The sequence below is a fragment of the Pseudomonas sp. ASL7 genome (genome assembly GCF_056680375.1).
On the sequence record NZ_CM155279.1, the window covers coordinates 1,938,639 to 1,964,929 of the forward strand.

The 26,291-nt window shown below is 60.2% G+C and carries 23 protein-coding genes; 9 read left to right on the forward strand and 14 right to left on the reverse strand.

Going from position 1 to position 26,291, the window contains the following annotated elements; all coding sequences use genetic code 11:
- Position 1 precedes the first annotated feature (1 nt).
- The 8 genes from AC1MDT_RS08780 (at position 2) to AC1MDT_RS08815 (ending at position 11,652) form a co-directional block, all read left to right on the forward strand.
- On the forward strand, positions 2-946 hold the full coding sequence (locus AC1MDT_RS08780) for a DUF58 domain-containing protein (protein WP_480421649.1): 945 nt from the start codon (positions 2-4) through the stop codon (positions 944-946).
- Positions 943-1,437 (forward strand): DUF4381 domain-containing protein, encoded by a 495-nt coding sequence (locus tag AC1MDT_RS08785; RefSeq protein WP_414908120.1) that lies wholly within the window; start codon positions 943-945, stop codon positions 1,435-1,437. Before AC1MDT_RS08780 ends, AC1MDT_RS08785 begins: the two co-directional genes overlap by 4 nt.
- Positions 1,430-2,509 carry a vWA domain-containing protein gene (locus AC1MDT_RS08790; RefSeq protein WP_480421650.1) on the forward strand — a complete coding sequence of 360 codons (1,080 nt, stop codon included), beginning with the start codon at positions 1,430-1,432 and terminating at the stop codon, positions 2,507-2,509. The genes AC1MDT_RS08785 and AC1MDT_RS08790 overlap by 8 nt, the downstream gene beginning before the upstream one ends.
- Positions 2,506-4,248: a tetratricopeptide repeat protein gene (locus tag AC1MDT_RS08795; protein WP_480421651.1), complete on the forward strand. Its 1,743-nt coding sequence runs from the start codon at positions 2,506-2,508 to the stop codon at positions 4,246-4,248. Before AC1MDT_RS08790 ends, AC1MDT_RS08795 begins: the two co-directional genes overlap by 4 nt.
- Positions 4,245-5,897, forward strand: coding sequence for a BatD family protein (locus AC1MDT_RS08800; protein ID WP_480421652.1), 1,653 nt, complete (start codon positions 4,245-4,247; stop codon positions 5,895-5,897). Before AC1MDT_RS08795 ends, AC1MDT_RS08800 begins: the two co-directional genes overlap by 4 nt.
- Positions 5,898-6,176: 279 nt before the next feature.
- Positions 6,177-7,421: an exonuclease SbcCD subunit D C-terminal domain-containing protein gene (locus AC1MDT_RS08805; protein ID WP_480421653.1), complete on the forward strand. Its 1,245-nt coding sequence runs from the start codon at positions 6,177-6,179 to the stop codon at positions 7,419-7,421.
- A complete protein-coding gene (locus AC1MDT_RS08810; protein WP_480421654.1) occupies positions 7,418-11,059 on the forward strand; it encodes an AAA family ATPase in 3,642 nt (1,213 codons plus the stop codon). The genes AC1MDT_RS08805 and AC1MDT_RS08810 overlap by 4 nt, the downstream gene beginning before the upstream one ends.
- The gene (locus tag AC1MDT_RS08815; protein WP_480421655.1) at positions 11,056-11,652 is read left to right on the forward strand and encodes a glutathione S-transferase; all 597 of its coding nucleotides are present in this window, start codon (positions 11,056-11,058) and stop codon (positions 11,650-11,652) included. The genes AC1MDT_RS08810 and AC1MDT_RS08815 overlap by 4 nt, the downstream gene beginning before the upstream one ends.
- 162 nt (positions 11,653-11,814) lie before the next feature.
- On the opposite strand, the gene AC1MDT_RS08820 is transcribed toward AC1MDT_RS08815, so the two are convergent.
- From AC1MDT_RS08820 to AC1MDT_RS08885, 14 genes are all read right to left on the reverse strand, one after another.
- Entirely contained in the window at positions 11,815-12,072 is a 258-nt protein-coding gene (locus tag AC1MDT_RS08820; protein ID WP_480421656.1) for a hypothetical protein, read from the reverse strand.
- On the reverse strand, positions 12,069-12,281 hold the full coding sequence (locus tag AC1MDT_RS08825; RefSeq protein ID WP_480421657.1) for a hypothetical protein: 213 nt from the start codon (positions 12,279-12,281) through the stop codon (positions 12,069-12,071). The genes AC1MDT_RS08820 and AC1MDT_RS08825 overlap by 4 nt, the downstream gene beginning before the upstream one ends.
- Before the next feature lie 115 nt (positions 12,282-12,396).
- Positions 12,397-12,522, reverse strand: coding sequence for a hypothetical protein (locus AC1MDT_RS08830; protein ID WP_480421658.1), 126 nt, complete (start codon positions 12,520-12,522; stop codon positions 12,397-12,399).
- 208 nt (positions 12,523-12,730) lie between these two features.
- Positions 12,731-12,910, reverse strand: a complete 180-nt coding sequence (locus tag AC1MDT_RS08835) for a hypothetical protein (protein ID WP_414908110.1) — start codon at positions 12,908-12,910, stop codon at positions 12,731-12,733.
- 155 nt (positions 12,911-13,065) lie between these two features.
- The gene (locus AC1MDT_RS08840; protein ID WP_480421659.1) at positions 13,066-14,235 is read right to left on the reverse strand and encodes a lactonase family protein; all 1,170 of its coding nucleotides are present in this window, start codon (positions 14,233-14,235) and stop codon (positions 13,066-13,068) included.
- Positions 14,228-14,524 (reverse strand): DUF5629 family protein, encoded by a 297-nt coding sequence (locus AC1MDT_RS08845; RefSeq protein WP_480421660.1) that lies wholly within the window; start codon positions 14,522-14,524, stop codon positions 14,228-14,230. Before AC1MDT_RS08845 ends, AC1MDT_RS08840 begins: the two co-directional genes overlap by 8 nt.
- Positions 14,525-14,782: 258 nt before the next feature.
- Positions 14,783-17,158, reverse strand: a complete 2,376-nt coding sequence (locus AC1MDT_RS08850; protein WP_480421661.1) for an efflux RND transporter permease subunit — start codon at positions 17,156-17,158, stop codon at positions 14,783-14,785.
- A 25-nt stretch (positions 17,159-17,183) separates the two neighbouring features.
- The gene (locus AC1MDT_RS08855) at positions 17,184-18,236 is read right to left on the reverse strand and encodes a WD40/YVTN/BNR-like repeat-containing protein (RefSeq protein ID WP_480421662.1); all 1,053 of its coding nucleotides are present in this window, start codon (positions 18,234-18,236) and stop codon (positions 17,184-17,186) included.
- Between the two features lie 404 nt (positions 18,237-18,640).
- Positions 18,641-21,298, reverse strand: coding sequence for an aminopeptidase N (pepN, locus tag AC1MDT_RS08860; protein WP_480421663.1), 2,658 nt, complete (start codon positions 21,296-21,298; stop codon positions 18,641-18,643).
- A 10-nt stretch (positions 21,299-21,308) separates the two neighbouring features.
- Entirely contained in the window at positions 21,309-22,139 is an 831-nt protein-coding gene (locus tag AC1MDT_RS08865; protein WP_480421664.1) for a DUF2797 domain-containing protein, read from the reverse strand.
- Positions 22,136-22,396 (reverse strand): YeaC family protein, encoded by a 261-nt coding sequence (locus AC1MDT_RS08870; protein ID WP_480421665.1) that lies wholly within the window; start codon positions 22,394-22,396, stop codon positions 22,136-22,138. The genes AC1MDT_RS08865 and AC1MDT_RS08870 overlap by 4 nt, the downstream gene beginning before the upstream one ends.
- 35 nt (positions 22,397-22,431) lie before the next feature.
- The gene (locus AC1MDT_RS08875) at positions 22,432-23,301 is read right to left on the reverse strand and encodes a rhomboid family intramembrane serine protease (protein ID WP_480421666.1); all 870 of its coding nucleotides are present in this window, start codon (positions 23,299-23,301) and stop codon (positions 22,432-22,434) included.
- Positions 23,298-24,269, reverse strand: coding sequence for a metallophosphoesterase (locus AC1MDT_RS08880; RefSeq protein WP_480421667.1), 972 nt, complete (start codon positions 24,267-24,269; stop codon positions 23,298-23,300). The genes AC1MDT_RS08875 and AC1MDT_RS08880 overlap by 4 nt, the downstream gene beginning before the upstream one ends.
- The gene (locus tag AC1MDT_RS08885; RefSeq protein WP_162436772.1) at positions 24,269-25,159 is read right to left on the reverse strand and encodes an NAD(+) kinase; all 891 of its coding nucleotides are present in this window, start codon (positions 25,157-25,159) and stop codon (positions 24,269-24,271) included. The genes AC1MDT_RS08880 and AC1MDT_RS08885 overlap by 1 nt, the downstream gene beginning before the upstream one ends.
- A 116-nt stretch (positions 25,160-25,275) precedes the next feature.
- Between AC1MDT_RS08885 and AC1MDT_RS08890 the strand changes: the two genes are divergently transcribed.
- The gene (locus AC1MDT_RS08890; protein WP_480421668.1) at positions 25,276-26,226 is read left to right on the forward strand and encodes a DUF1853 family protein; all 951 of its coding nucleotides are present in this window, start codon (positions 25,276-25,278) and stop codon (positions 26,224-26,226) included.
- Positions 26,227-26,291 lie beyond the last annotated feature (65 nt).

Consider the following 26,291-nt stretch of genomic DNA (forward strand, 5'->3'; position numbering starts at 1 on the left):
GATGAACGCCACCCTGCCGCCCGAACCGGGCATCCGTGTCAGTCTCGCCGAGCTGATCGAGATGCGCCATCGCGTGCGCGAAGTGCAACTGTTTTCCACGCCGAGTCAGCGCAGCCCGTTGATCGGCCTGCACCACTCCAAGCTGCGCGGCCGTGGCGTGGATTTCGATCAGGTGCGGGTCTATCAGGCCGGCGATGACGTGCGAAGCATCGACTGGCGCGTCACCGCGCGGACCCAGGAACCCCACACCAAGCTGTTCCATGAAGAGCGCGAGCGGCCGATTTTCATCATGGTCGAGCAAAGTCGTCGGCTGTTTTTCGGTTCGGGACTGATGTTCAAATCGGTGCTCGCCGCCCAGGCCGCGAGCCTGATTGGCTGGGCGGCGCTCGGCCATAACGATCGGGTTGGCGGACTGGTGTTCGGCGACAACGAGCACTACGAGATCAAACCCCGCCGTAGTAAACAAAGCCTGCTGCAATTGCTCAACCGTCTGGTGCGGGTCAATCAGTCGCTGAACACCGAAAGCGAAACGGACCGCGACGCCTTCGGCATTGCCCTGCGGCGTGCCCGGGAAGTGCTGCGCCCCGGCAGTCTGGTGATCGTGATCTGCGACGAGCGCGCCTTGAGCGAGGGCGCCGAGCAACAGTTGAGCCTGTTGTCGCGCCATTGCGACCTGCTGCTGCTGCCCGTGTCCGATCCGCTGGACCACGCCCTCCCTGCCGCCGGCCTGCTGCGCTTTGCCGAACGCGGCGCGCAACTGGAACTCGACACATTGAATTTCGACCTGCGCCAGACTTACCGCGCCCAGGCCGAAGCGCGCATCGCCCGCTGGGAACTGCTCGCACAGAAGCTGCGTGTACTGCTGATGCCATTGAGCACCCAAAGCGAAATGGTCGAGCAATTGCGCGAGTACCTGAACCCACAGAAGCCGGGGAAAGGGCGATGAGCAGTCTCGATCAACTACAACCACTGATCTCCCCGCCGCCGATCGATTTCTGGCCCCCGGCGCCGGGTTGGTGGTTATTACTGCTGTTGCTGCCGCTAATCGGTTTTGGCCTGTGGAAGGCACGGCGCTTCCTTCCGGACAAGCGCCCGGTGGTACGCGCTGAACAACCGCTGGACCCGGTGCGCGTCGCCGCTCTCGCCGAACTGGCGCGCATGCCCAAACCCTACGACGGCGCGCCGGCCGGCGCCTGGTTGCAACAACTCAACGGTTTGCTCAAACGCTTGTGCCGCAACCATTACCCCTATAGCCAGAGCCACACCCTCAACGGTCGCAAATGGCTGGCGTTCCTCGACAACCGTTGCCCGGCCGCCGGCCTGACCCGCTGGATGGTGCTGGTGGAAGGCGCCTACAAACCCGAATGCAAACTTGACGACAAGGCCATCGCCGGCCTGACCCAAGCCGTCGACACCTGGATTCGCAAACATGTTTGAGTTCGCCTGGCCGTGGATCTTCGCCCTGCTGCCACTGCCGTGGCTGATGCGCGTGGTCCTGCCGGTTGCCGACAGCGGCGAGCCTGCACTCAAAGTCAGTTTTCTCAGCGACCTCGAAGGCCTGGCCCGGCGCCGCGCCCGTGCCAACCTGCCGGCCTGGCGCCAGCAAGCGCCGTTCATCCTGCTGTGGCTGTTGCTACTGATCGGCGCCGCGCGCCCGCAATGGCTTGGCGAACCGCTGCCGATTGCCGCCAGTGGCCGCGACCTGCTGGTGGCGGTCGACGTCTCCGGTTCCATGGAATTCCCCGACATGCAATGGCAGGACGAGGACGTCAGCCGCCTTTCGCTGGTCCAGCATTTGCTCGGTGACTTCCTCGAAAGTCGCGAAGGTGATCGGGTCGGCCTGATCCTGTTCGGCAGCCAGGCTTACCTGCAAGCGCCGCTGACCTTCGACCGCCACACCGTGCGTGTCTGGCTCGACGAAGCGCGGATCGGTATCGCCGGCAAAAACACCGCCATCGGCGATGCCATCGGCCTGGCCCTCAAACGCCTGCGCATGCGTCCGGCCCAGAGCCGCGTGATGATTCTGGTCACCGACGGCGCCAACAATGGCGGTGAAATCGACCCGCTCACGGCGGCGCGGCTGGCGGCTAAAGAAGGCGTGAAAATCTACCCGATCGGCATCGGCGCCGATCCGGAGAAAAGTGGCACCTTGGGTTTCCTCGGGGTCAATCCAAGCCTGGACCTCGACGAGCCCTCCTTGAAGGCCATTGCCCAAGCCACCGGCGGCCAGTACTTTCGCGCCCGCGACGGCAAAGAGCTACAAGCCATCAAGGACACCCTCGATAAACTGGAACCGGTGACCCAGCAACCGACTCAGGCCCGTCCGGCCCAGGCGCTGTATCAGTGGCCCCTGGCGATGGCACTGCTGTTAAGCATGCTGCTGGTGGTTCGTGAGCGCTGGCCGGATAACCCGTTGCAGCGGTTGTTTACCAAGGAGCTGTTTCTGCAAACGCAACTGCCCGACTGGCGCCAGCGGCTGAACCGCCTGCGTCTGCGGAGGCGCCGATGAGTGCGCTGTGGCCGTACTGGTTCCGCCCTTGGTGGCTGTTGCTGTTGCCGTTGCTCGGCTGGTTGCTGTGGCAACTCTGGCATCGACAGAAGCGTGCCGGGCGCTGGCAGATGATTCTGCCGCCCGCCTTTCATGCCGTGCTGCTCAGTGGCGGCAACGGTCGCGACAGTAAGTTGCCGTGGGTGGTGCTGGGCCTGGCCTGGGTGCTGACGGTCCTGGCGCTGCTGGGTCCCAGTTGGGAGCGTGTCGAGCAGACTAGCCAGAAACCGGCCGATCCGCTGGTGGTGATCCTTGAACTGACTCCGGAAATGCTCGCCACCGATGTGGCGCCCAACCGATTGGAACAGGCCCGACGCAAACTGTTCGACCTGCTGCAAAACCGCAGCGACGCCCAGACCGCGATTGTCGTCTATGCCGGCAGTGCCCACACGCTGGTACCACTCTCGGATGACCTGGCCACCAGTCATAACCTGTTGGAAGCGCTCAAGCCTTCGCTGATGCCCGAAGCCGGCCATCGCGCTGACTTGGCGGTGACCAAGGCACTGACGTTGCTCAATCAAGGCGCACTCGGCGACGGCAGGATCCTGCTGATCGGTTCCACCTTGACCGAGCAGGAGCGCCAAGGCATTCGCCGGGCACTGGACGGCAAGTCGACCCAATTTCTAATGCTCGGGATCGGCACCGCCGAAGGCGCGCCGATTGCCCGCGAGGACGGCAGTTTCCTCAAGGACGATCAGGGCGCGATTCTGGTCCCGCGCCTGGACGAATCCAGCCTGAAAGCCTTTGCCAACGGACTGGACGGGCGCTATCAGCACGCGCGCCTGGATGATGCCGACCTGCGCGCCCTCGGCCTTCTCGACGGGCCACGCTCGCTGCGCAACGACGGCCAGACCCTGCGCCTCGACACTTGGGCCGATCAGGGTTACTGGTTACTGTTGCCGCTGTTGCTGCTGGCAGCCTGCGCCGGTCGTCGAGGCTGGTTGTTCTGCCTGCCGCTGCTGTTTCTGGTGCCACAACCGAGCTACGCTTTTGACTTCCAGGACTTGTGGCTGCGCCCCGACCAACGGGGTCTGCATTTACTCAAGCAAGAACGCCCGGCCGAGGCTGCGCAACATTTCGAAGACCGGCAATGGCAAGGTATGGCGCTCTATGAGGCGGGCGACTACAGTGGCGCCGCCCAGCGGTTCGCCGAAGGCAGCGACGCCCACGCCCACTACAATCGTGGCAATGCCCTGGCCAAAAGCGGAGAGCTGGAAGCCGCGCTGGATGCGTACGAACAAGCGCTGGAACTGCAACCGGATTTACGCCCGGCGCAGGCCAACAAGGCGCTGGTGGAAAGCCTGATCAAACAGAAAGCCACAGCGCCCCCCGCTGAACAGGACAAAAACGACAAAGGCGAGAGCGAGACCACCACTCAGGAGCCACCCCCAGGCGCCGCCACGCAACCAACGAGCAGCGGCGAACCGAAAACCGATGCGCAGCAGCAGTCTTCAGCAGACGCCGAACAGTCGTCGACGGTGCGACCGAAAGCCGGCACCAATGAAGTCCCTGGCAGCGAGTTGGGGGATGAACAAAGCACTACGCCGCCCATGCGTCCAGCCAACGCCACAATCGACGGCGAACAACTCCAGGCACTGGAGCAGTGGTTGCGCAAAATCCCGGATGATCCGGGTGAATTGCTCAGGCGCAAATTTTGGTACGAACAGCAACAACATCAGGATCAGGGAAAAACTCGATGACCCGCTTCACCGCTCTCTCACTCGCGCTGTTGCCCGCCCTGCTGCTCTGCACCGTTCAGGCGCAGGCCGCGGGGCTGGTCGCCAGTGTGGATCGCAGTCGTCTGAACTCCGGCGAGACCGTCGAACTGACCCTGGAATCCAACGACGTGACGCTGTTCGGCAAACCGGACCTGACCCCCCTGGAACCTCTGTTCGAAGTCCGAGGCACCCGCCAGGTCAACCAGTTGAATACCCTCAGCGGCGACAACCAGGCCACCACCCGCTGGATCATCACCCTGCTGCCTCGGCAAAACGGCAGCGTGGTGATTCCATCACTGAAACTGGGTGACGTGCAAAGCCAGCCCATCACTGTGCAAGTGGTCGAGAGCGAAACCCAGGACACCGCGAACACGCTGGCCCCGGTGTTCATCGACGCCAGCCTCGATCAAAACAGCGTCTATGTGCAAGCCCAGGCGGTCCTGACCTTGCGCATCTACCATTCGGTGTCGCTGTACGACGACAGCAGCCTCCCTCCTCTGCAGATCCCCGATGTGCGCATCGAACAGTTGGGTGAATCGCGGACCTACGAGAAAGCCATCAATGGCGTGCGCCATGGCGTGATCGAAATGCGCTATGCGATCTATCCGCAGCACAGCGGCGTATTGACCATTCCCGCGCAGACCTTCAACGCGGCATTGGTCGACGCACAGCCCGCCCAGGACGCCACCACCCAAGCGCCGAAATCCGGCAAACTGATGCGTGTCAGCTCCACCGAGTTACTGCTGACAGTCAAGGCCAAGCCCGCCAGTTACCCGGCTGACACGCCATGGTTGCCAGCGCGCAGCATCAGCCTGAGCGAAAGCTGGAATCCTGAACCGGACCACACTCAAGTGGGCGATTCGCTGACCCGCAGCCTGACCCTGAAAGCCGAAGGTCTGGCCAGTTCACAACTGCCCCCGCTGCCCGCCACCGACGTTAACGGCCTGCGGCGCTATCCGGATCAACCCGTGCTGGCCAATCAAAACGGCGAGCGCGGCTTGATCGGCAGTCGCGAAGAGCGCGAGGCCCTGGTGCCGACGCGAAGCGGCTCAATCGAATTGCCGGCGGTGGACGTGGTGTGGTGGAACACCTTCGAAGATCATCTGGAACACAGCAGCCTGCCAGCCCAAAGCCTGGAAGTGGCGAACAACCCGAGCCTGGCGGTCGATACCCCGGCCGGCGCACCTCAAGTCAGTTACGCTGCCGACAGTGAGGTCCTTTGGCGGTGGAAACTCAGCACCCTGATTCTGGCCTGCACCACCCTGCTCGGCTTCGGCCTCTGGTGGCGCGCACGCTGGCAACCGGCGATCCTGCGCGTCGCGCAAACCGGCCCGAGCCCACGCACCGTCCTCGACGACCTCAAGCGCGCCTGCCAGGCCAACGACTCCCACGCCACCCGCCAGGCTCTCGACGCCTGGGCCCGCCAACAACCGGAAACCCTGGCCGATATGGCCGCACGCTTCGTGCCACTGTCCGACGCGCTCGACGGCTTGAACGGCGCGCTGTACAGCGAAACCGGCCAGCACTGGCAGGGTGAAGACCTGTGGCGCGCGATCAAGTCAATTCCGATTGCCGAGCGGGTTCAGGATCCGGTGGGTGACAGTGGGTTGCCGCCGCTGTATCCCAAATAAACCCCCACCGCAGTCGATGTAGCAGCTGGCGAAGCCTGCGTTCGGCTGCGTAGCAGTCGTAAATCCTGCTTGCGAGGTTCGCCAGATACACCATATGTGCTGATTTTGCGACTGCTGCGCAGCCGAACGCAGGCTTCGCCAGCTGCTACATAGGCTGCGGCGTTGCTGATCACGATGTCAGCGCTTGGCCACATCCGGCGGGTTTGCCAGTAAACTCTCCCCCCTTTAGCCGCCTTCATTTTCCACGCGGCCATTACTTTATTTCCTACGGAGTTTGCCTTGCGTCTGTTTCACACCTCCGACTGGCACCTTGGGCAGAACCTGCACGGCCAGGAACGCGATTTCGAGCACGGCTGTTTCCTTGAATGGCTGCTGCGTCAGCTGAAGCTGGATCAGCCTGATGTGCTGCTGATCGCCGGCGATATCTTCGACACGGTCAACCCGCCGGTCAAAGCCCAGGAACGGCTTTACGATTTCATCGTCAGCGCCCATGAGCAGCAACCGTTGCTGACCATTGTGATGATTGCCGGCAACCACGATTCCGGCTCACGGATCGAACTACCCGCGCCGTTGATGCGGCGTTTGCGCACCCATGCGTTGGGTCGGGTGCTGTGGCTGGACGACGGCCAGCTGGATGCCGAACGGTTATTGCTGCCGTTGCCGGATGCCAGCGGCGACATTGTCGGCTGGTGCCTGGCGCTGCCGTTCCTGCGTCCGGCCGAAGTGACTGGCGCGCAGTTGGGCGACAACTACCTGCGGGGCATTGGTCAGGTTCACGAATGGCTGATCGAAGCGGCAAACGCCAAACGCAAACCAGGCCAGGCACTGATCGCCATCAGCCATGCCCACATGGCCGGCGGCTCGGTCTCCGAAGACTCGGAGCGCAGCCTGATCATCGGTAATGCCGAAGCCCTCCCCGCCAGCCTGTTCGGGCCGACCATCAGCTACGTCGCCCTCGGCCATTTGCACAAGCCGCAGAAGGTCAACGGTGAAGAGCGTATTCGCTACAGCGGCTCACCGATTCCGTTGTCGTTCTCCGAGATCGGGTATCAGCACCAGATTCTCGACGTCACGCTCGACGGCGAAACCCTGATGAGCGTCGAGCCGAAACTGATTCCACGCGCGGTAAATCTGCAACGCGTCGGCCCCGCGCCTTTGGCAGACATCCTGCTGCAACTGGCGGACCTGCCGAACATCGACCTGCTGGCCGATATTCAACGGCAACCCTGGCTGGAAGTCCGTGTGCGTCTCGATGAGCCGCAACCCGACCTGCGTCATCAGGTGGAAACTGCCCTGCAAGGCAAAGCCGTGCGCCTGGTGCGCATCGCCGCCGAGTATGCCGGCAACGGCAGCCGCGAGGGTGTCGATGACGGCGCCATGTTGATCGAACTCGACCAGCTCACCCCTCAGGAATTGTTCAGCCGCGCCTGGCAGGACAACTACGGCAGTGAGGTCGATGAGCAAACGCTGAAGGACTTTGCCGAGCTATTGCAGGACGTGCAGATGGAGAGCGAACCCGTATGAAAATCCTCGCGATTCGCCTGAAAAACCTCGCGTCACTGGCCGGGCCTTTTGAGATCGACTTTACGGCCGAACCACTGGCCAGTGCAGGCTTGTTCGCCATTACCGGGCCGACCGGCGCGGGCAAAAGTACCTTGCTCGACGCCTTGTGCCTGGCGTTATTTGGCGCCGTGCCTCGACTGAGCAACGCTCAGGTGTCTGCCAAAGCACCGGACGCCGACGGCGAAATCAGCACGGGCGATCCCCGCACATTGTTGCGTCGCGGCACGGGTGAAGGGTATGCCGAAGTGGATTTCGTGGGCATCGACGGCCGTCGCTATCGCGCGCGCTGGGAAGCCAATCGTGCCCGGGAGAAAGCCGGCGGCAAGCTGCAAGCCAGCCGTCAGAGCTTGCGCGACATCGATCTGGATCAATTGCTGGCCAGCCAGAAAGTTGAATTCAAAACCCAGCTCGAATCTGTGCTCGGCCTGAACTTCGAGCAGTTCACTCGCGCCGTACTGCTCGCCCAGAGTGAATTCAGCGCGTTCCTCAAGGCTAACGACAACGAACGTAGCGAGCTGCTGGAAAAACTCACCGACACCGCCCTCTACACCCGCCTCGGTCGCCGGGCCTTCGACAAGACCAAAGAGGCTCGCGAAGCCCAAAAGTTGTTGCAGGATCAAGCCACCGGGGTCACGCCGCTGTCGTCCCAAGCCCGGGCCGAACTCGATGAGCGCTTCAACCAGGCTCAACAGCAACTCAAGACCCAGCAGGCACAGCTCAAGCAGTTGGAGTTGCAACACACCTGGCTCAAGGACCTGCATCAGCTACAGGACCAGCAGCTAAGCGCCACCGAGCAGCTGACCAGCGCCCGCCAACATTGGCAAAGCATGACCGGCGAACGCCTGAAGCTGACGCGCCTGGAACAACTGGCTCCGCAACGCCACCAGTTCGCCCGCAAGACCGAACTCACCGCCCAGCTCACTCCACTGGCCGAGCAGATTCAGCAGTACACGCAGCAGCAAGCACAACTGAACGAGCGTCAGGCTCAACTCGAACACACCCTGGGCGCGGCGCAGGCCGCCCTGGTCGACGCTCAACGCCAACACACGACCAGTGCGCCATTGCTGCGTCAGGCCTTCGAAGAGCAAAGTGCCCTCGCCCGACTGGCCAAAGACACGGGTCTCAGTGCCGACCTCAAGCAGCGGACCGAGTTGGCCTGGACTGAAGGCCAAAGCACCATTCAAGGTTTGCTCGACCAACAAGAACGGGTCGTTTCACGCCTGGAGAGTATCGCCGTAGCACTTGAGCAAAGCACTCACCTGGCGCCGTTAAGCGATGCCTGGAATGCCTACCGCGATCGTCTGCAACAGCTGATGTTGATCAGCAATCGGCTGAACAAGGGCCACGCCGAACTGGCTGCCCTTGAGCAAAGCGCCTTACGTGCCACTGAAGAACTGGCAGCGCAACGACAGAATCTTGAAGTGCTCTACAAAGAAGCCGGCGCTGAGCCTGAAGCCGTGGCTGAACAGATCCAGTTGCTCGGCAACCTGTTGCAGGACAACCGCAAGCAACTGCGGGCGCTGGAAGAACTGACGCGCCTGTGGACCCGCCAAAAGGAACTGGATAAGCGCGGCGCAGAACTTCAGCAACGACAACTCGCGGCGCAGCAGGAACGTGATCGCCTGACGGAGGACGGGGTGAAAACCAAGCGCGAATTAGCCGTTGCCGAGCAGACCCTGACGGTGACGCGCGAACTGCTGGAGCGCCAGCGCCTGGCGCGCAGCGCGAGCGTCGAGGAACTGCGCGAGCTGTTGCAGGACGATCAGCCCTGCCCGGTTTGTGGCAGCCCCGACCATCCTTATCATCAGCCCGAAGCGCTGCTGCAAAGTCTCGGCCGGCACGACGAAAGTGAACAGGCCAACGCCCAGAAAGCCGTCGACCTGCTCAAAGAAAAACTCACTGATTTGCGCGCCGAAGTCGGCGGTTTGATCGCGCAGCAAAAAGAATTTCTGCAGCAACAGGAACAGCTTGGCGTCCAGCAACAAGGCCTGACACCGATTCTCGAAGCGCACCCGTTGTCCACGCAACTGCTGGCTCAAGACGGGTCCCGGCGCGATGCCTGGCTGACGCAACAAGACAACCAGTTGAACCAGAGCATCAGCCAGGACGAACAACGGCAAACCGCGTTGCTCACACTGCAACAGGACGCGGCGCGACTGGCGCAGCAACTGCGCAATGCCGAATCGGCGAACCACCAAGCCACCCAGCATCTGGCCAACCAGCAACGTGAACTGGGCAGTGATCGCCAGCGCCTGGACGAAGAGCTGAGTGCCTTCAGCGCCCTGCTTCCGGCCGAGACCCTGCAAGCCTTGCGCAACGAGCCCGCAGCAACCTTCATGCAACTCGACCGGCAAATCGCCCAGCGCCTGGAACAACTCGAGCAACAGCGCGATGAACTGGGCGAACAGCAACAGCGCCAGCAAACGCTGGAGAAGGAACAGGATCGCCAGCAGACGCGCGCCCAGCAGTTGGAAGCCGCCCGGCAGCAGTTCACCGCCCTCGCCGAGCAACAACAGACTTGCCAACACAAACTGACTCAACTGTTGGGCACGCACACCAGCGCCGAGCAGTGGCAGCAGCAACTGGATACCGCCGTGGACCAGGCGCGCAGCGCCGAAGCCGCTGCCAATCAGGAGCTGCAAACCGTGCGCACACGGTTGGTGCAACTGGCCGCCGAGCTTAAAGCGCTGCAAGAACGCTCACTGGCACTTGAGGCCGAAGATCGTGATCTGGGCATCAAGATTGCCGACTGGCGGGCCTTGCACCCGGAGCTGGACGACAGTGGGCTGGAAGACTTGCTAAAGGCCGACGATCAGCACGTCAACGCGTTGCGTCAGCAGCTGCAGCAAAGCGAAAAAGCCATCGAACAGTTCGAGGTGTTGTTGCAGGAGCGTGACCAGCGCCTGCTCAACCATCAAGCGCAGCACAACGGCAATCTCGATGCCGCGCAGCTCGCATCCGCACTGACCGAGCTGCAAACCCTGTTCACCGCCAACGAACACCACTGCGCCGAACTGCGTGCCGAGCAGGCCGAGGACCAGCGGCGCCAAACGGCCAACCAAGCCCTGGCGCAGCAGATCGCCGACGCCTACAGCGAGTACCAGCGCTGGGCGCGGTTGAATGCGCTGATCGGCTCGGCCACCGGCGACACCTTCCGTAAAATCGCCCAGGCCTACAACCTCGACCTGCTGGTGCATCACGCTAACGTCCAGTTGCGCCAACTGGTCCGTCGCTATCGCCTGAAACGCGGTGGCAGCATGCTCGGTTTGCTGGTGATGGACACCGAGATGGGCGACGAATTGCGCTCGGTGCATTCATTGTCCGGTGGCGAGACGTTCCTGGTGTCGTTGGCCCTGGCCCTGGGTCTGGCATCGATGGCATCGAGTACGCTGAAAATCGAATCGCTGTTCATCGACGAAGGCTTCGGCAGCCTCGATCCGGAATCCCTGCAACTGGCCATGGATGCCCTCGACGGCTTGCAGGCTCAAGGACGCAAAGTCGCGGTGATTTCTCACGTACAGGAAATGCACGAACGGATTCCGGTGCAGATTCAAGTGCGCCGTCAGGGCAACGGCCTGAGCACCCTGGAGGTGAAATGAATACGCTGTACTCCTTTCGTCGCTGCCCGTACGCCATGCGGGCGCGCATGGCCCTGCGGTATTCAGGGGTTGCGGTGCAGATCGTCGAGGTCAGCCTGAAGGCCAAGCCGGCCGACATGCTCGCGCTGTCGAGCAAGGGCACGGTGCCTGTGCTGAGTGTCGACGGTCAAGTGATCGACGAAAGTCTGGAAATCATGCGCTGGGCGTTGGCGCAGAACGATCCGCAGGATTGGTTGCTCAAGGATGATCCTGTCGGGCAGCAACACATTGCCGGGCTGATCGACGAAAACGATCACGTGTTCAAGGTCTATCTGAATCGCTACAAATACGCCGAGCGTTACCCCGAGCAACCGATGACGTTTTATCGTGCCCAGGGCGAGGCCTTTTTGCGCAAGCTCGATGCGTTGCTGGAAGGCCGGGACTATTTGCTGGCGGCGCATCCGAGCCTGGCGGATGTGGCGTTGATGCCGTTCGTGCGGCAGTTCGCCCATGTCGATCGCGAGTGGTTCGCACAGACGCCTTACGTACGGTTGCAAGCCTGGTTGCAGCGGTTTCTTGAGTCGGCGCTATTCGTGGGCGTGATGCAGAAGTAGCTGCACTTGCCTGTAGCAGCTGGCGAAGCCTGCGTCCGGCTGCGCAGCAGTCGTAAAATCAGAACACGCAGTGTTCCAGTAAGAATTGACGTAACGGCTATGCGACTGCTGCGCAGCCGAACGCAGGCTTCGCCAGCTGCTACAAAGAGCATCGCTGCGCACTTACGCGAACACTTCGCACATCTGCAACACCGAGCAATCCACCTGGAACGGCCCGAAGAAATCGGCCTGGCGTTTGCTTGGCGGATTACCGGCCGGCAACCCCATGGCCTTGGCCGTTTCAATATTACGAGCAAGGTTGTGATTGGCTTCGATGGAGCGTGCCACGGACCCTGCCGAGCCCTGCCCGATTCCCAACAGGGAAGCGCCATTGGTCATGAATGCCAGGAAGGCAATGACCCAGAGTTTGCGCCCTTTCATGCCCCCACCACTCCCGCCACGTCTGCGGGATCGACCCTCACGTTTTGAGCGCGATGTTCGAACTGGATGGCGGGATAAGCGACCTGAATCGGTGCTTCAACGGACTGTCGCGATTGAGTCGACAGGCTCACGATCAGCACCAAGGCCACATAAAGACCAATGGCCAAGTAGGCGCCGTATTTGGCAGAAGTGAGGATTGCGCTGGCCATGGTGTTCTCCGTGGGCATGTTTCAGAGCCCACAGAATCGATCAAAAAAGCAGGGATAACCACTCAGGGCTGTCCATAGTAAACATCAGCTTCGTTGATCATTAAGCCAGTCTATTTCAGTCTTCGATAAAACTCATCAAGCGCTCGCGCGCTGCCTCAGGCTCGCCCGGAACGGGCTGGACGGCCGAAATAATGGGCGTTGAATAGAGCAACAAAAGCACCACTGTCAGACGCATCGCCATGCTGTCGATCCTTGTGACGGGAAGGAGTCAAAAAATAAGCGTCAAATTTAAACTCACAGCTTTTTGATATCAAGGAATACAGTGATATCAATATGATGCTGTCGTAAACGCGTTATGCAGGAGCGACATCACTCACGTTTCCCGGTGCTTTTCAGCTCGATCGACGCAAGTGGCTTCGCTCCTGCATAAAAGGTGCAGGGCTGGAATTTCAGGCGTGGGTTTTGTGGTCCAGCGCCGCGTAGAAGTTGGCGCTCTGTTGCAGGTATTTCTGGGTGTAGCTCTGGGTGTGGGATTTTCTCTCCTTGATTTCAACGTTGGCGCTGGCCGGCAGCGCAACGGTGGCGGAGATAGCGGAAGCAGCAATGATGGAGAAGAGATTGAAGTTCATGGCGGTATTCCTCGGATTCAGTTGGCTTGCTTGCCCGGTGGGGCCGTGAAGCAAACTTAACCTCCGAGGGTCCGTGCCTGAAATGCTTTGTAGCATTAGCACATATCAGCGTCATTGATAGAACAATGCAGGCCCCATCAACCGGGGCCTGCGGCCTATTGACGCAGCATAAACTTGAGGTCGCTCGGGGCGTCCATCGGTAGCTTTTGCACGGTTTTACCTAAAAGACCGGTCTTGGCATCGCGCTCGACGACGACAATCTGATTGCTCTTCTGGTTGGCAATCAACAGGAACTTACCCGTTGGATCGAGGGTGAATTCGCGCGGGTGGTCGCCTTCAACCGAGCGGCGCTGCAACTCCTTGAGGTGGCCGGTCGCAGGGTCGATAGCGAACACCAGCAGTTGATTGGCGGTGCCACGGTTGCTGACGTAGAGGAATTTTCCATCCGCCGAGGCGTGCAATGCCGCAGCCGCCTTGTCCGACGTTGGTTGCCCCGCTGCCAGGTCGACCATCTGGGTTGGCGTCAGTGTGCCGTCCTTGTAGTCGAACACGGCCACCTGAGCGTTCATTTCCATGGTCAGCCAGGCGTGCTTGCCATCGGCGCTGAACAGCAGATGCCGCGGCCCGCTGCCCGGAGGCAGCTGGACCGATGCGGGAGTCGCGGCGGTCAACGGCAGCTCGGGATTGCCCTTGGGGTTGAAGCGGTAGACAAAAATCTTGTCCGCCCCCAGGTCATTGGAAAACACGTAGTTGCCATCCGGTGACGAGATCGTCGAATGCACATGGGCCGACATCTGCCGCTCGGGATTGACCCGACTGGAAGGATGGCTGCTCATTTGCACCACTGGTTTGAGCTTGCCATCGGCGCTCACCGGTAACACCGCCAAGGTGCCGCCCGGATCTTCAGCGACCGAATAGTTGCTGACAAACAAGTGACTGGCATCACCGCTGAGGCTTGAATGCGTCGGTTCGTTGCCCAGGCTCTGCACTTGATTGATCAGGCTCAGTTCATGGGTCTTGGCGTCGATCGCATAGCTGCTGACACGCCCTACCGGATCAGCCTGGCCCGGGCCGTTTTCGTTGACCACGAACAGGTGACGCTGATCTTTGGACAGGGTCAGCCACGACGGGTTTTCGCTTTTGACCACTTGCAACGGTTTGGCGTTGATCTGTCCGGTGGCGCTGTCGAAACTCAGGCGATAAATACCCTGGCTCTGGCCGGCAGTGTAAGAACCGACCAACAATTGATACTCGTCGGCGAACGCTGCCTGAACGCCCATCGCGCCCATACTGCCGGCCATCAACAGCGGCCAGAGCTTACGCATCCTCATTCTCTTCATCCTCGTCATCACCACCACCGAACGCAGTCAAGCACACCAACCGGTGCTCGCCGGAATCACCGGTGATCAGCCAGCTTTGCAGGGTCGGATCGAAAGTCGCCGCTGCAATCTGCGCCGGGGTGAACTCCCAGTGTTTGGCCGCACGGCCATCCATGCATTCGATGTGCAGGTTGTCGTCTTCATCGAGGGAAAATTCAAAGGCGTGCAGCCCGTCGATTTCCACCATGTCGCAATGTTCGAGGGTGTTGAGCAAGGTGTCGGTTACGGCAGTCATGGCAGTCAATCTTTGAAGGGGAAAAACGCAATGATAGCTCAATGTGGGGCGCCCCAGCGCTGGGGACAAAACTCACCAACCTCAACCCCGATTAATGTGGGAGCGAGCTTGCTCGCGATAGCGGAGTGTCAGTCAACAAAGATATTGAATGGTAAACCGCAATCGCGAGCAAGCTCGCTCCCACAGGTTTTGTGTTAACGCTTCAGGCATAAAAAAAGCCGCAACCTGGGTTGCGGCTTTTTTTGTTTCAGCGTCCGATCAGTGAGCAAACAGCGAGTTGCCCTTCTGCCCCGCCAGTTTCTCGGGTTTGATCAGGAACCGCGCCAGTGCAGGCAGCAGCCACAGCGCACCGAACATGTTCCAGAGCAACATGAAGGTCAGCATCAGCCCCATATCGGCCTGGAACTTGATGGCCGAGAAGATCCAGGTGCACACGCCGATCGCCAGGCACAGGCCGGTGAACAGTACCGCTTTACCGGTCGATTTCAGCGTCTGGTAATAAGCTTCTTGCAACGGCAGACCAGCACGCAGGAAACTTTCCAGTCGGCTGTAGATGTAGATGCCATAGTCCACGCCAATCCCTACACCCAGCGCCACGACCGGCAGCGTCGCGACTTTTACGCCGATGCCCATGAAGGCCATCAGTGCGTTGCCAAGCACCGAGGTCAGCACCAGCGGCAGCACGATGCACAAGGTCGCCGCCCAGGAACGGAAGGTGATCATGCACATGGTTGCGACGCAGATGTACACGAGGATCAGGATGGTCAGCTCGGACTCCTTGATCACCTCGTTGGTCGCCGCCTCGATCCCGGCGTTACCGGCAGCGAGGATGAATTCCAGCCCTTCCTTGTTGTTTTCCTTGGCGAAGTCCTGGACGGCATGGACGGCGCGGTCCAGCGTGGCAGCCTTGTGATCGTTGAGGAACACCAGTACCGGCGCCAGGGAACAGTTGTTGTTGTAGAGCCCGTCAGCACGAGCGATGGAGTTGTTCAGCACGTCCGGGTTGCGCGACAAGGTTTCCCACTTCAGGTTGCCCTCGTTCATGCCCTTGATCATCTGCTTGGACACGGTCACCAGAGAAATCGCTGACTGTACGCCCTCGGTGTTCTGCATCTTCCACATCAGTTCGTCGATCGGCGCCATGGCTTCGTAGCGCGAGCACCCTTCAGCCTTGGTCTTGACCATCACCACCAATACATCCGAGCTGGTGGAGTAGTTGTTGATGATGAAGCTGTTGTCCTTGTTGTAGCGCGAGTCCGGACGCAGCTCCGGAGCCCCCTGGTCAAGGTCGCCGATTTTCAGGTTCTGGCTGTACCAAAGGCCGCCACCGAAGGCCAGCAAGGCCAAAACGATCGACACCGGAGCAACTTTGGCGCTGGCAAAGTTCGCCAGCAGACGCCAGAACGGGTGCTCGCGGGTTGCATCTTTCTTGCTGCGGGCCACAGCGCGTTTGCTGATGCCGACATAGGAAATCGCTACCGGCAGCAGGATCAGGTTAGTGAACACGATCACCGCCACGCCGATGGAGGCACCGATCGCCAGCTCACGTATCACACCGATATCGATGATCAACAGCGTGATGAAGCCCACCGCATCCGCGAGGATGGCGATCATCCCTGGCAGGAACAGTTGGCGAAAGGTGCGCCGCGCTGCCGTCAGGGCGTTGTCCGCGTCGCTGGACTGCAAGGCAATCCCGTTGATCTTCTGCACACCGTGGGAAATACCAATGGCGAAGATCAGGAACGGAACCAGCATCGAATACGGATCAAGTCCGAAGCCGAAGAAGTGCATCAAGCCGAGCTGCCAGACCACCGCCACCAGCGTCGTACTGAGCACCGCCACGGTGCTGCGCATGCAGTTGGTGAACCAGTAGAGCAGGATCAACGTGATGATGAAGGCGACGCCAAAGAACATCACCACCATGACCAGGCCATCGATCAGGTCGCCGACTTTCTTGGCGAAACCGACGATGTGGATCTGCACGTCAGGGTTCTGCTTTTCAAACTTGTCGCGGATCTTTGTTTCCAACTCATGGGAGAACTGGCGATAGTCCAGGGCCAGCAACTTGCCTTGGTCCTGCGGGTCCGGATAGGACTCGAGCAGCGGGATATCGACAATGCTCGACTTGAAATCGTTGGACACCAGACGCCCGACCTGGCCGGACTTGAGCACGTTGTTGCGCAGCAGGTCGAGGCTTTGCTGGGAACCGTTATAGCTCTGCGGAATGACTTCACCACCGGCAAAACCCTCCTCCGTCACTTCGGTCCAGCGCACGCTCGGGCTCCACAGCGACTTCAGGCCGGAACGGTCAACGCCGGAGATGTAGAACACTTCGTCGTTGATCTGACGCAGGGTCTCCATGTACTCCTTGGAGAAGATGTCGCCATTGGTGGCTTCCACCGAGATCCGCACCGTGTTGCCCAGGTTTGCCAGATCGTTGCGGTGCTCCATCATGTTTTGAATGAATGGATGCTGGAGCGGGATCATTTTTTCAAAGCTGGTGGACGGCCGGATCAGCGTCGCCTGCCAGAACAGGAAAATACTGACCAGCAGGCAGATGGTGATCACAGCCGGACGGTTGTTGAATATCAGGCGTTCAAGAAACGTCGCCTTGTCTTGGTGATGACTTGTCATTGATGTCATAGCTCCGCCCTTCTTGTTATTTGCCCAGCTCGGCGCCGGTTGGCGAAGTGGCGCGAACGCCGCCCTGTCCTGCCAGAATCAGATTGCCGTTGCCCGCCGCGGTGACCGCCGAAACGGAAATGCGATCCGGACGGTTGAACACGCTAAAGGTTTCGCCGTTGTCGTTACTGCGGATCACCGAACCTCCGTTGCCGACGATCACGAGGGTGCCGTCGTCGAGCAACGTTGCGCCGGACAGCCCAAACTCCAGTGCGCCGCGAGTAGCCTTGAGCTCGACCGGCTGCCAGGTGGTGCCGAAATCGGTCGAGCGGAACAGGTTGCCCCGCAGTCCATAGGCCAGCAGCGTGTTGGCCTGGGCGGTGCCGATCACGCCGAACAACGAACCTTGGTACGGGCCTTCGAGCTTCTCCCAGGTCTGGCCCCAGTCAGCGGAGCGGAACATGCTGCCCTGCTCGCCGACGATGAACAGCCCGGCATCCTTGACCGCTGCGATAGCGTTGAGGTGGTACTGGTCTGAGTTGTCGAGGCGGTCGCTGGCGTCTTCCCAGTGCTTGCCGCCATCGGTGGTTTCCATCAACGAACCGTAAGCGCCCACGGCAAAGCCACTGTTGACGTCCTTGAACCAGACGTCGAGCAGCGGTGATTCGCGTTTCAGATCTTCAAACTGTTTGGTCCAGGTGACGCCGCCGTCCTCGCTGGCAAGGATCTGTGCGTCGTGGCCGACAGCCCAGCCGTGTTTGTCGTCGACAAAAAATACCGATGTCAGCAGCTGACGGCTCGGGACTTTGGCCTGGGCCCAGGTCGTGCCCTGGTCATCGGAAAACAGAATGTGCCCACGATCGCCGACCGCCACCAGACGCTGACCGGCGTGCACGACGTCGAGCATCAGGCTTTTGCTGGCCTTGGCGGATTCAACGGAATAAACAACGTCGGTTGCTGGTGCGGCAGCGGCCAGCACAGGTGCCGACAACACGGCACAGCCCAACAGCGAGAGCGCTGTAGCCAGCAACGCGAATTGGCGTATTGCCGGCGGGCGGCAGAAACCCACACCCATGACAGGCTCACTCATAGACCTTCCCCCATTATTATTGTTAGGTCGTTCAACCTTTCAGGGCGCCGCAAGGGCTGCTCGTTGGGATTGGCGTTGGAGCGTGGTCCTGAAACGCGCAATCTAGAGCCCCCTTCGGAAGCTGGCTTATCCTATCGGGGTTTGGAAAGGCCTGACAATCGACGCCACGTTATGTTTTGTTAACCTGGGGGGGCTGGGGGGGTGGCTGAATGATTGGGTATCAGGCGGGGTGATTTGGGGATTGGATTTTGGGGGGCATATCCGTTTTTTTGGTAGCGGCGGCTATTGTAGGAGCGAGCTTGCTCGCGAAAATGTGTCAGCTACATTGTTCTCAACTGACACACCTTCGCGAGCAAGCTCGCTCCTACAGAGGCCGGGTGGACCCTGGGGGAGCGAAACCAGACTCAGGCCAGACTTTTACTGACCACTTCAAACACATCACTGGACAGCTGACCCGAAGCACGAATCCGCTCCAGCTCGCCTTTCATCAACGCCTGACGAGCGTCGTCATATTTGCGCCAGCGAGTGAGCGGCGCCAGTTGGCGAGAAGCGATCTGCGGGTTAAACCCGTTCAACTCAATCACCAGATCCGCCAGGAAGCGAAACCCCGAACCATCCGCCGCATGGAAGTTGATCAGGTTCTGCCCGGCAAACGCACCGACCAGTGCCCGCACCTTGTTCGGGTTCTTGATGTTGAACGCCGGGTGCTGCATCAACTGACGAACCCGCTCCAGGCCACCCGGCAATGTGCTGCCCGCTTGAACACTGAACCACTGATCCATAACCAGCGGATTGGCCTTGAAGTGCTCGGCGAAGCTGGCCAGCGCCTTGGCTTTCTCGTCTTCGAAAGACGAGTTCACCAACACCGCCAACGCCGTCAGGCGCTCGGTCATGTTGTCGCTTGTTTCAAATTGTTCAAGCGTCGCGGCCAACACTTGCGGCTTGCCGCTCAGCATCAGGTACGACAGCGCGATGTTCTGCAACGCACGACGAGCAAAGTGCTCCGCCTCGGCCACATAAGGCGTCTGTTTCGACAGATCGCGGTTGGCCTGGTAACGCAGCCACAACGCGTCAAACAAACCCTCGGCCAACTGCTTGCGAGCAAACTCGCGAGCAATGTGAATGGCATCAACATCAGCCACTTCGCTGATTTCAGTCAGATACGCCTCACCCGGCAGCGAGAGCATTTCTGCAACCATCGCCTGGTCCAGCGTCTCGTCGGACAATACGGTGCGCAAGGCTGACACCAGACGCTGATCCAGCACCAGTGCCTCACCCTTCTGCTGTTGAGCGATCAATTCTTGCAGCACCTGCACCGACAATTGCTGACCCGCATCCCAACGATTAAAACCGTCGCTGTCATGCTGCATCAGGAACATCAACTGATCACGGTTATACGGGAAGCTCAGTTTCACCGGTGCCGAGAAGCCACGCAGCAATGAAGGCAATGGCTGTTCAGCGATGTCGACAAAGGTGAAAGTCTGCTCGGCCTCGGTCACCGAAATAACCCGCGAAGTGCCCTGCGCACTGGCCTCACCGGAAAGGCGCAACGCAATCGCCGCCCCTTTGGCGTCCAGCAAGCCCAACTCGACCGGGATCACGAATGGCAGTTTTTCAACCTTGTCCGGCGTTTCCGGGCAGCTCTGACGGAACGTCAGGCTGTAGGTTTTCGCTGCCGCATCGTAGGACTCGCTCACCGCCAATCGCGGTGTCCCTGCCTGGCTATACCAGCGTTTGAACTGGGTCAGTTCGACACCATTGGCGTCTTCCATGGCCTTGATGAAGTCATCGCAGGTCACCGCCTGGCCGTCGTGGCGATCGAAATACAAGTCACTGCCTTTGCGGAAGCCTTGCGCGCCGAGCAAGGTGTGGATCATGCCGACCACTTCCGAGCCCTTTTCGTACACGGTCAGTGTGTAGAAGTTGGAAATCTCGATGAAGCTCTCCGGGCGCACGGCGTGGGCCATGGGGCCGGCGTCTTCGGCGAACTGGTGGGTGCGCAGGTACGCCACGTCCTGAATACGCTTGACCGTGGCCGAGTTCATATCGGCGGAGAAGCCCGAGTCGCGGAACACGGTGAAACCTTCCTTCAGCGACAACTGGAACCAGTCGCGGCAGGTCACGCGGTTGCCCGACCAGTTGTGGAAGTATTCGTGGGCAACGATCGCCTCGACCCGCTGATGCGCGGCGTCAGTGGCGGTTTCGGCCCGGGCCAGCACGGCGCTGGAGTTGAAGATGTTGAGGCCCTTGTTCTCCATGGCGCCCATGTTGAAGTCGTTGACCGCGACGATCATGAAGATGTCCAGGTCGTACTCGCGACCGTAGACTTCTTCGTCCCAGCGCATCGACTTTTTCAGGCTGTTCATGGCGTGCTGGCACTTGTCGATGTTTTCCGGTTCGACATAAATGCGCAACGCCACGGCGCGCCCGGTCATGGTGGTGAACGTGTCTTCGACGCACCACAAGTCACCGGCCACCAGCGCGAACAAATACGCCGGTTTCATGAACGGGTCTTCCCACGTTGCCCAGTGCCGGCCCTCCTCGCCCGGACCACTGGCAATCGGGTTGCCGTTGGACAGCAGCATCGGATAACTGTGCTGCTCGGCGACGACCGTAGTGGTGAATTTGCTCATCACGTCCGGGCGGTCGAGGTAATAGGTGATCTTGCGGAAACCTTCGGCCTCGCACTGAGTGCAGAACATGCCGCTGGACTTGTACAAACCTTCCAGCGCGGTGTTGCTTTCCGGGTGGATCTTGACGCTGGTGTCGACAGTGAACGTGGTGCTGGTCGGGTGCAGGGTCAGGTGATTCTCGGTCAACTGATAATCAGCGGTGCTCAGCTCGCGGTCGGCCAGGGTCACCGACAGCAAATCGAGCTGCTGGCCATCCAGCACCAACGGCGGCAGGCCAGGGCCACGTTCAGGATTGCGGCGCATCACCAGTTGCGCATGGACCAGGCTGTGGTCCTCGAACAACTCGAAGGTCAGGTGCGTCTCGTCGATCAGGTACTCAGGCGCCTGATAGTCCTTCAGGTAGATCATCTTCGGTTGTTCGGTGCGCATGCTGGAGTCCTTACTGATGCACGGCGAGCTGATAGGCCGTGTATTTACGAATATTGATCACGCCGGTATCGAAGATCAGGTATTGGCCCTTGATCCCCAGCAGCGTGCCTTCGGCAATCGGATTCTTGTCCAGGTTGAAGCTGACAATCTTCGTCGGGTATTGCTCGACCGGGTAGTGGATTTCGAGCGGTTCTACGTCGCAAATGGTCTGGATGGCCTGTAGGCCGAATCGTTCCTGCAAACCTTGCAGCCCTTCCGCGCAGCGATCGAACAGCTGATCGCGAACCTCGGCCAGGTCCACCGACACCGCTTCGCCCTTGAGTAAAGCACGCCAGTTGGTCTTGTCCGCCACCTGACTGCGGAACAGGTCTTCGACGAAGCCCGACTGCTGACGAGTCGACACGCGCATGATCGGCAACGCCTGACGTGCGCCTTGATCGATCCAGCGAGTCGGTAACTGTGTGGCGCGGGTAATCCCGACTTTCACGCCCGACGAATTCGACAGGTACACGATGTGATCGGTCATGCAAAACTTCTCGCCCCACTCCGGCTCACGGCAGGTGCCGGCGTCATAGTGGCAGCGCTCCGGGCTCATGATGCAGACATCGCACTGAGCCAGCTTGGTCATGCACGGGTAGCAGTAACCCTGGCTGAAACTGGTTTTGGTCTTGCGCCCGCAATGAGAGCAAAAGATCGCCCCCAGGTATTCCAGGCGCACTGTGGTGCCAATCAACGGGTTGACCGGAACCTCGACGTCGCCCAGGCGAAACGCGTACTGCACGTTCGACCCGTCAAGGCGCGTCGACATTTTACTGATTGCACCGCGGCCAATCTCAATCAATGGATGGCATCCGACTTGAACAGAATATTCGGCACACTGATCGACTTCGAACTGCATTCCTGCGGGCCCATGTAGCCGGTGCGCTGTTCTTCGGGCAGGTTCTGGATTTCCCAGGCGATCATCGCTTGCAGCGACAGTTCGCGTTGCTCGGCGGTGAGTTTGCCGCCGTCAGACCATTTACCGATTTCCACCGCCAATTTGAGGTTCTGGTAGATATCGTGGGTGATGTTTTGAATCATTTCGTTAAAAGAGGACATCAAGGTCTCCGCGCTCTTTAATTCACATAGCTTGTTTAGGCGTGCAGTTTACGGCGGTTGTACAAACCACCCAACAAACCGGTCAGGCATCCGACGAGCAACCCGCTGACGTGGGCCGCGTTGGCAATTTCACCGAAGCCGATCATCGAGATCAGCCCGGACAGGCACAGCAGCAGCCACACCAGCATCATCACCAGCACGCCACGCGGCAGGCGATAAGCCCGGTTCGGCGACAGCGTCTGAAAGATCCAGCAATGACCGAGCAGGCCGTACAGCACCCCGGACAACCCGCCAAACAACGTCGGGCCGCTGAAATAATATTGGGCGTAGTTGGAGGCCACGCTGAACAGCAACGTCAGGCCGATCAGGTTGATGCTGCCCTGGCGCGACTCGATACGCCGCCCCAGCTCCCAGTACCACATACCGTTCATGGCCAGGTGCAGGATGCCGAAGTGAATCAGCATCGGCGTCACCAGACGCCACCACTGCCCCGCCGCCAGGCTGTCGGCCAAGGGCACGAAATGGATGTACTCGCCGACCACGTGGAAATCCAGGAAGGTCAGCCAGCGCATCGTGTCGAGGTTTTCGCCAAGCAGCGTCACGGCACCAACGATCAGGCTCAACAGCAACACCAGACCCGTCGCCCGGGCGTGGCGCAATTGCTCGGCAAAACCGGGGCGATTCAGGGTTTGCGCCACCGGGATGTCCAGTTGCTGATCAGGGTCACCCGTCGGGAAACGTTCGTACAAAGCACGAACGTCTTCGCTGATGCTGGCGGGCACCCACAACACTTGCTCGCCTGCTTCTTCGCTGACGCGAAACGGCACCTGCATGCGTTGCAACAGATTGACGAATCCGCTCAAATCTACCGCCAACGGCAGCCGCAATACGGCAACAGTACTCATTGCAACGCCTCCGGCCGTTCAACATCGACCCAAACAAATTTATGCGGATCGAGCCGGGTTTCCTGGTCCAGGCGATAGGCAACCAGTTTGCCGTAGAGCACCGCGCTGTAATCCAGGCACGCCAGGTTAGGGCGGATCGGTGCCGGTTTGCCGCTGCGCCAATAGTGGCCGACGAACAACAAGGGTTCGTCAATGCCATAGCGCAACAACGTGTTTTTCTCAGTGGAAGACAGCGGGGTCCGGGCCACGGGTTCGGGCAAAGCGTCAGGCTGAAACACGATATCACCGTAGGTTTGTGGGTCGTCTTCCCAGAACTTGGTGCGAAAGAAGGAGCGCACCAGCCCATCGCCGCTGGTCATCGTCAACCCGTGAGGCAAGCGCATGTCGGTGCCGCGCAACAGGCGGTCGAACACCGTGCACGCAAAACTGCCCGGCACGGCCGAAGCCTGGAGAAAATGCTCATCCACGCAACCATCGGAAAACAGCGCCCGAAGCGGTTCGATCAGGCCGGAATCCCAGCAGGCGTGCACGACCCGGAAACGCCCGGCATCGATGAACAACGGCATTTCATAAAACCATTGCTGGAAGTCGTGCCAGTCGCCTGGATGATCTTCAAATTGAGCCAGGGTCTCACCGAGCAGGCGCGCGTGACGCGGAGTGTGTTCGCGCACGAACTGCTTGCCGCTGCCTGGAGGCGCCGGGGTGCTCCAGCCGAGTGCGTTGAATTCATGGTTACCCATGATGCACAACGCCTGACGGGCCTCGACCATGTCATGCACGATGTGCAACGCCTCGCGAATCCGCGGGCCGCGGTCGATGATGTCACCGACGAACACGGCCATGCGCGATGGATGCTGCCAGACACCCGCTTGTTTGTGATAACCGAGTCGGTCGAGCAAGTGCTCAAGGGTCAGAGCGCAACCGTGCACGTCACCGATCAGGTCGTAGCTACGCGCGGGATCGAGCATCAGTCGCCTCCACCACCCAATCGACTGCCCCAGCCGAGCTTGGTCCGGCAGACTTCATAGTAATTGTGGTCGAGTGGGTGAATCAGCCGCAGTTTCTGCGCCTTTTTGCTGACGGTGATGGTGTCACCCGGCGCGCAGGTGAAGTGGTTCTGCCCGTCACAGGACACTTGCGGGTAGATCTGCATATCCTTGGACACGACGATTTTCAGCTCACTGTTGCCGTCGACCACAATTGGCCGGCCTGACAAGGTATGGGGGTACATCGGCACAATCACAATAGCGTCGAGCTTTGGATGCATGATCGGGCCACCCGCCGACAGTGCATAAGCCGTCGAACCGGTCGGTGTGGCGACGATCAGGCCGTCGGCCTTCTGGCTGCAGACGAACTGGCCATCGATGTACAGCTCGAACTCGATCATCCGCGTTGACTTACCGGGGTGCAGCACCACGTCGTTCAAGGCATCGCCCTGACCGATGGCCTCGGCGTGGCGACGCACTTCGGCTTGCAGCAGGAAGCGGTTTTCCACCAGGTAGTGGCCGTCGAGCACTTCGGCGACTTTGACTTCCAGCTCATCAGGGCGGATATCGGTCAGAAAGCCCAGGCTGCCACGGTTGATACCAAGCACCGGAATATTGTGTCGGGCCAAGGCACGTGCGGCGCCAAGCAGGCTGCCGTCACCGCCGACCACAATCACCATGTCACAGACTTCGCCTAGCATTTTGCGCGACGAAGTTTGCAGGCCATGACCGGGCAGTACTTCGGCGATGGTGTCTTCGAGGATCACGTGCAGGTGACGATCGAGCAGAAACCGTTTCAGTCGGCGGACGGTATCCAGCACCTGCGAACTGCCCAGGCGACCGATGATGCCGATATTACGAAATTGCTCCATGGGGCTCCTAACTAAGGGCAGCGACGGCGAAAAGCACGATTATGGGCGAAAGCGCAGGATAGACAAAATCCTTTCAGCCGCAAGGATGTACTCCTGTTTGAGGCTATGCTCGCAAGATGATCCTATTTCCAGATTTGTTGCAGTTACCCCACCAGTTACGCCACCCCGAAGTGCGTGACCTGGCGTGGGTCATCCTCGCACCGCCGATGCTCAGCGACACGCCGTGGCCGCAGCGCCATCCGCTGGCCGGCAGCGATTGGGCACAGGCACCGGAACGCCTGGAGCGGTGGTTGCGGCAACTCGATCACGACAGTTATGACTTGCTGCACTGGCTGGCCCAGGCGCGAACCCGGCGCCTGGGCTTGTATTACGAGCGTCTGTGGCAATACGCCGTGCGGCACGCGCCGGGCATCGAACTGATTGCTGCCAATATGCCCATCCGCCGCGAAGGTCATACCTTGGGCGAGCTGGACATGCTTCTGCGTGATCGCGACGGCGTGCATCATCTGGAGTTGGCAATCAAACTCTACCTCGGTCCGCAAAATGGCGACGGCCACGACACCGCGCAATGGCTCGGCCCGGGCTGCCACGATCGGCTGGACCGAAAACTGGCGCACCTGACCCAACATCAGTTACCGATTTCCGCACGACCGGAGAGCCGCGAGGTGCTCGCAGCGCTGGATATCCAGCAGTTCAGCGCGCATTTGTGGCTGGGCGGTTATTTACTGTATCCATGGCCGGGACAGGCCGAGCCCCCCATCGGCGCCCATCCGCAGCATTTGCGCGGTAGCTGGTTGCATCAAAAGGACTGGCCGGCGTTTGTCGTGCAGCGGCCATTCGGTCGCTGGCAGCCCCTGCCCCGACACGCCTGGCTGGCGCCCGCGCACTATCCTGTCGAGCAGACCTGGAGCACTGAACAGTTGGCGGCGTGGCTGAGTGATCTGGAGCCGCTGGCGCCTGCGCAGTTGCTGGTTCGATTGGTTGAGAATGCTAAAGGCGACTGGGAGGAAGCAGAGCGGTTGTTTCTGGTGGCGGATCTTTGGCCGAATGTGCCGGGCCAAGGTTGAGTTTTACGGTGACTGGACTGACCTCATCGCGAGCAAGCTCGCTCCCACATGGACAGTGGTGATCC

Bases quoted from the DNA above. Each gene is read 5' to 3' on its own strand.
- AC1MDT_RS08780 (WP_480421649.1), top strand. From the start codon at position 2: ATGAACGCCACCCTGCCGCCCGAACCGGGCATCCGTGTCAGTCTCGCC.
- AC1MDT_RS08785 (WP_414908120.1), top strand. From the start codon at position 943: ATGAGCAGTCTCGATCAACTACAACCACTGATCTCCCCGCCGCCGATC.
- AC1MDT_RS08790 (WP_480421650.1), top strand. From the start codon at position 1,430: ATGTTTGAGTTCGCCTGGCCGTGGATCTTCGCCCTGCTGCCACTGCCG.
- AC1MDT_RS08795 (WP_480421651.1), top strand. From the start codon at position 2,506: ATGAGTGCGCTGTGGCCGTACTGGTTCCGCCCTTGGTGGCTGTTGCTG.
- AC1MDT_RS08800 (WP_480421652.1), top strand. From the start codon at position 4,245: ATGACCCGCTTCACCGCTCTCTCACTCGCGCTGTTGCCCGCCCTGCTG.
- AC1MDT_RS08810 (WP_480421654.1), top strand. From the start codon at position 7,418: ATGAAAATCCTCGCGATTCGCCTGAAAAACCTCGCGTCACTGGCCGGG.
- AC1MDT_RS08815 (WP_480421655.1), top strand. From the start codon at position 11,056: ATGAATACGCTGTACTCCTTTCGTCGCTGCCCGTACGCCATGCGGGCG.
- AC1MDT_RS08820 (WP_480421656.1), bottom strand. From the start codon at position 12,072: ATGAAAGGGCGCAAACTCTGGGTCATTGCCTTCCTGGCATTCATGACC.
- AC1MDT_RS08825 (WP_480421657.1), bottom strand. From the start codon at position 12,281: ATGGCCAGCGCAATCCTCACTTCTGCCAAATACGGCGCCTACTTGGCC.
- AC1MDT_RS08830 (WP_480421658.1), bottom strand. From the start codon at position 12,522: ATGGCGATGCGTCTGACAGTGGTGCTTTTGTTGCTCTATTCAACGCCC.
- AC1MDT_RS08835 (WP_414908110.1), bottom strand. From the start codon at position 12,910: ATGAACTTCAATCTCTTCTCCATCATTGCTGCTTCCGCTATCTCCGCC.
- AC1MDT_RS08840 (WP_480421659.1), bottom strand. From the start codon at position 14,235: ATGCGTAAGCTCTGGCCGCTGTTGATGGCCGGCAGTATGGGCGCGATG.
- AC1MDT_RS08845 (WP_480421660.1), bottom strand. From the start codon at position 14,524: ATGACTGCCGTAACCGACACCTTGCTCAACACCCTCGAACATTGCGAC.
- AC1MDT_RS08850 (WP_480421661.1), bottom strand. From the start codon at position 17,158: ATGACAAGTCATCACCAAGACAAGGCGACGTTTCTTGAACGCCTGATA.
- AC1MDT_RS08855 (WP_480421662.1), bottom strand. From the start codon at position 18,236: ATGAGTGAGCCTGTCATGGGTGTGGGTTTCTGCCGCCCGCCGGCAATA.
- pepN (WP_480421663.1), bottom strand. From the start codon at position 21,298: ATGCGCACCGAACAACCGAAGATGATCTACCTGAAGGACTATCAGGCG.
- AC1MDT_RS08870 (WP_480421665.1), bottom strand. From the start codon at position 22,396: ATGTCCTCTTTTAACGAAATGATTCAAAACATCACCCACGATATCTAC.
- AC1MDT_RS08875 (WP_480421666.1), bottom strand. From the start codon at position 23,301: ATGAGTACTGTTGCCGTATTGCGGCTGCCGTTGGCGGTAGATTTGAGC.
- AC1MDT_RS08880 (WP_480421667.1), bottom strand. From the start codon at position 24,269: ATGCTCGATCCCGCGCGTAGCTACGACCTGATCGGTGACGTGCACGGT.
- AC1MDT_RS08885 (WP_162436772.1), bottom strand. From the start codon at position 25,159: ATGGAGCAATTTCGTAATATCGGCATCATCGGTCGCCTGGGCAGTTCG.
- AC1MDT_RS08890 (WP_480421668.1), top strand. From the start codon at position 25,276: ATGATCCTATTTCCAGATTTGTTGCAGTTACCCCACCAGTTACGCCAC.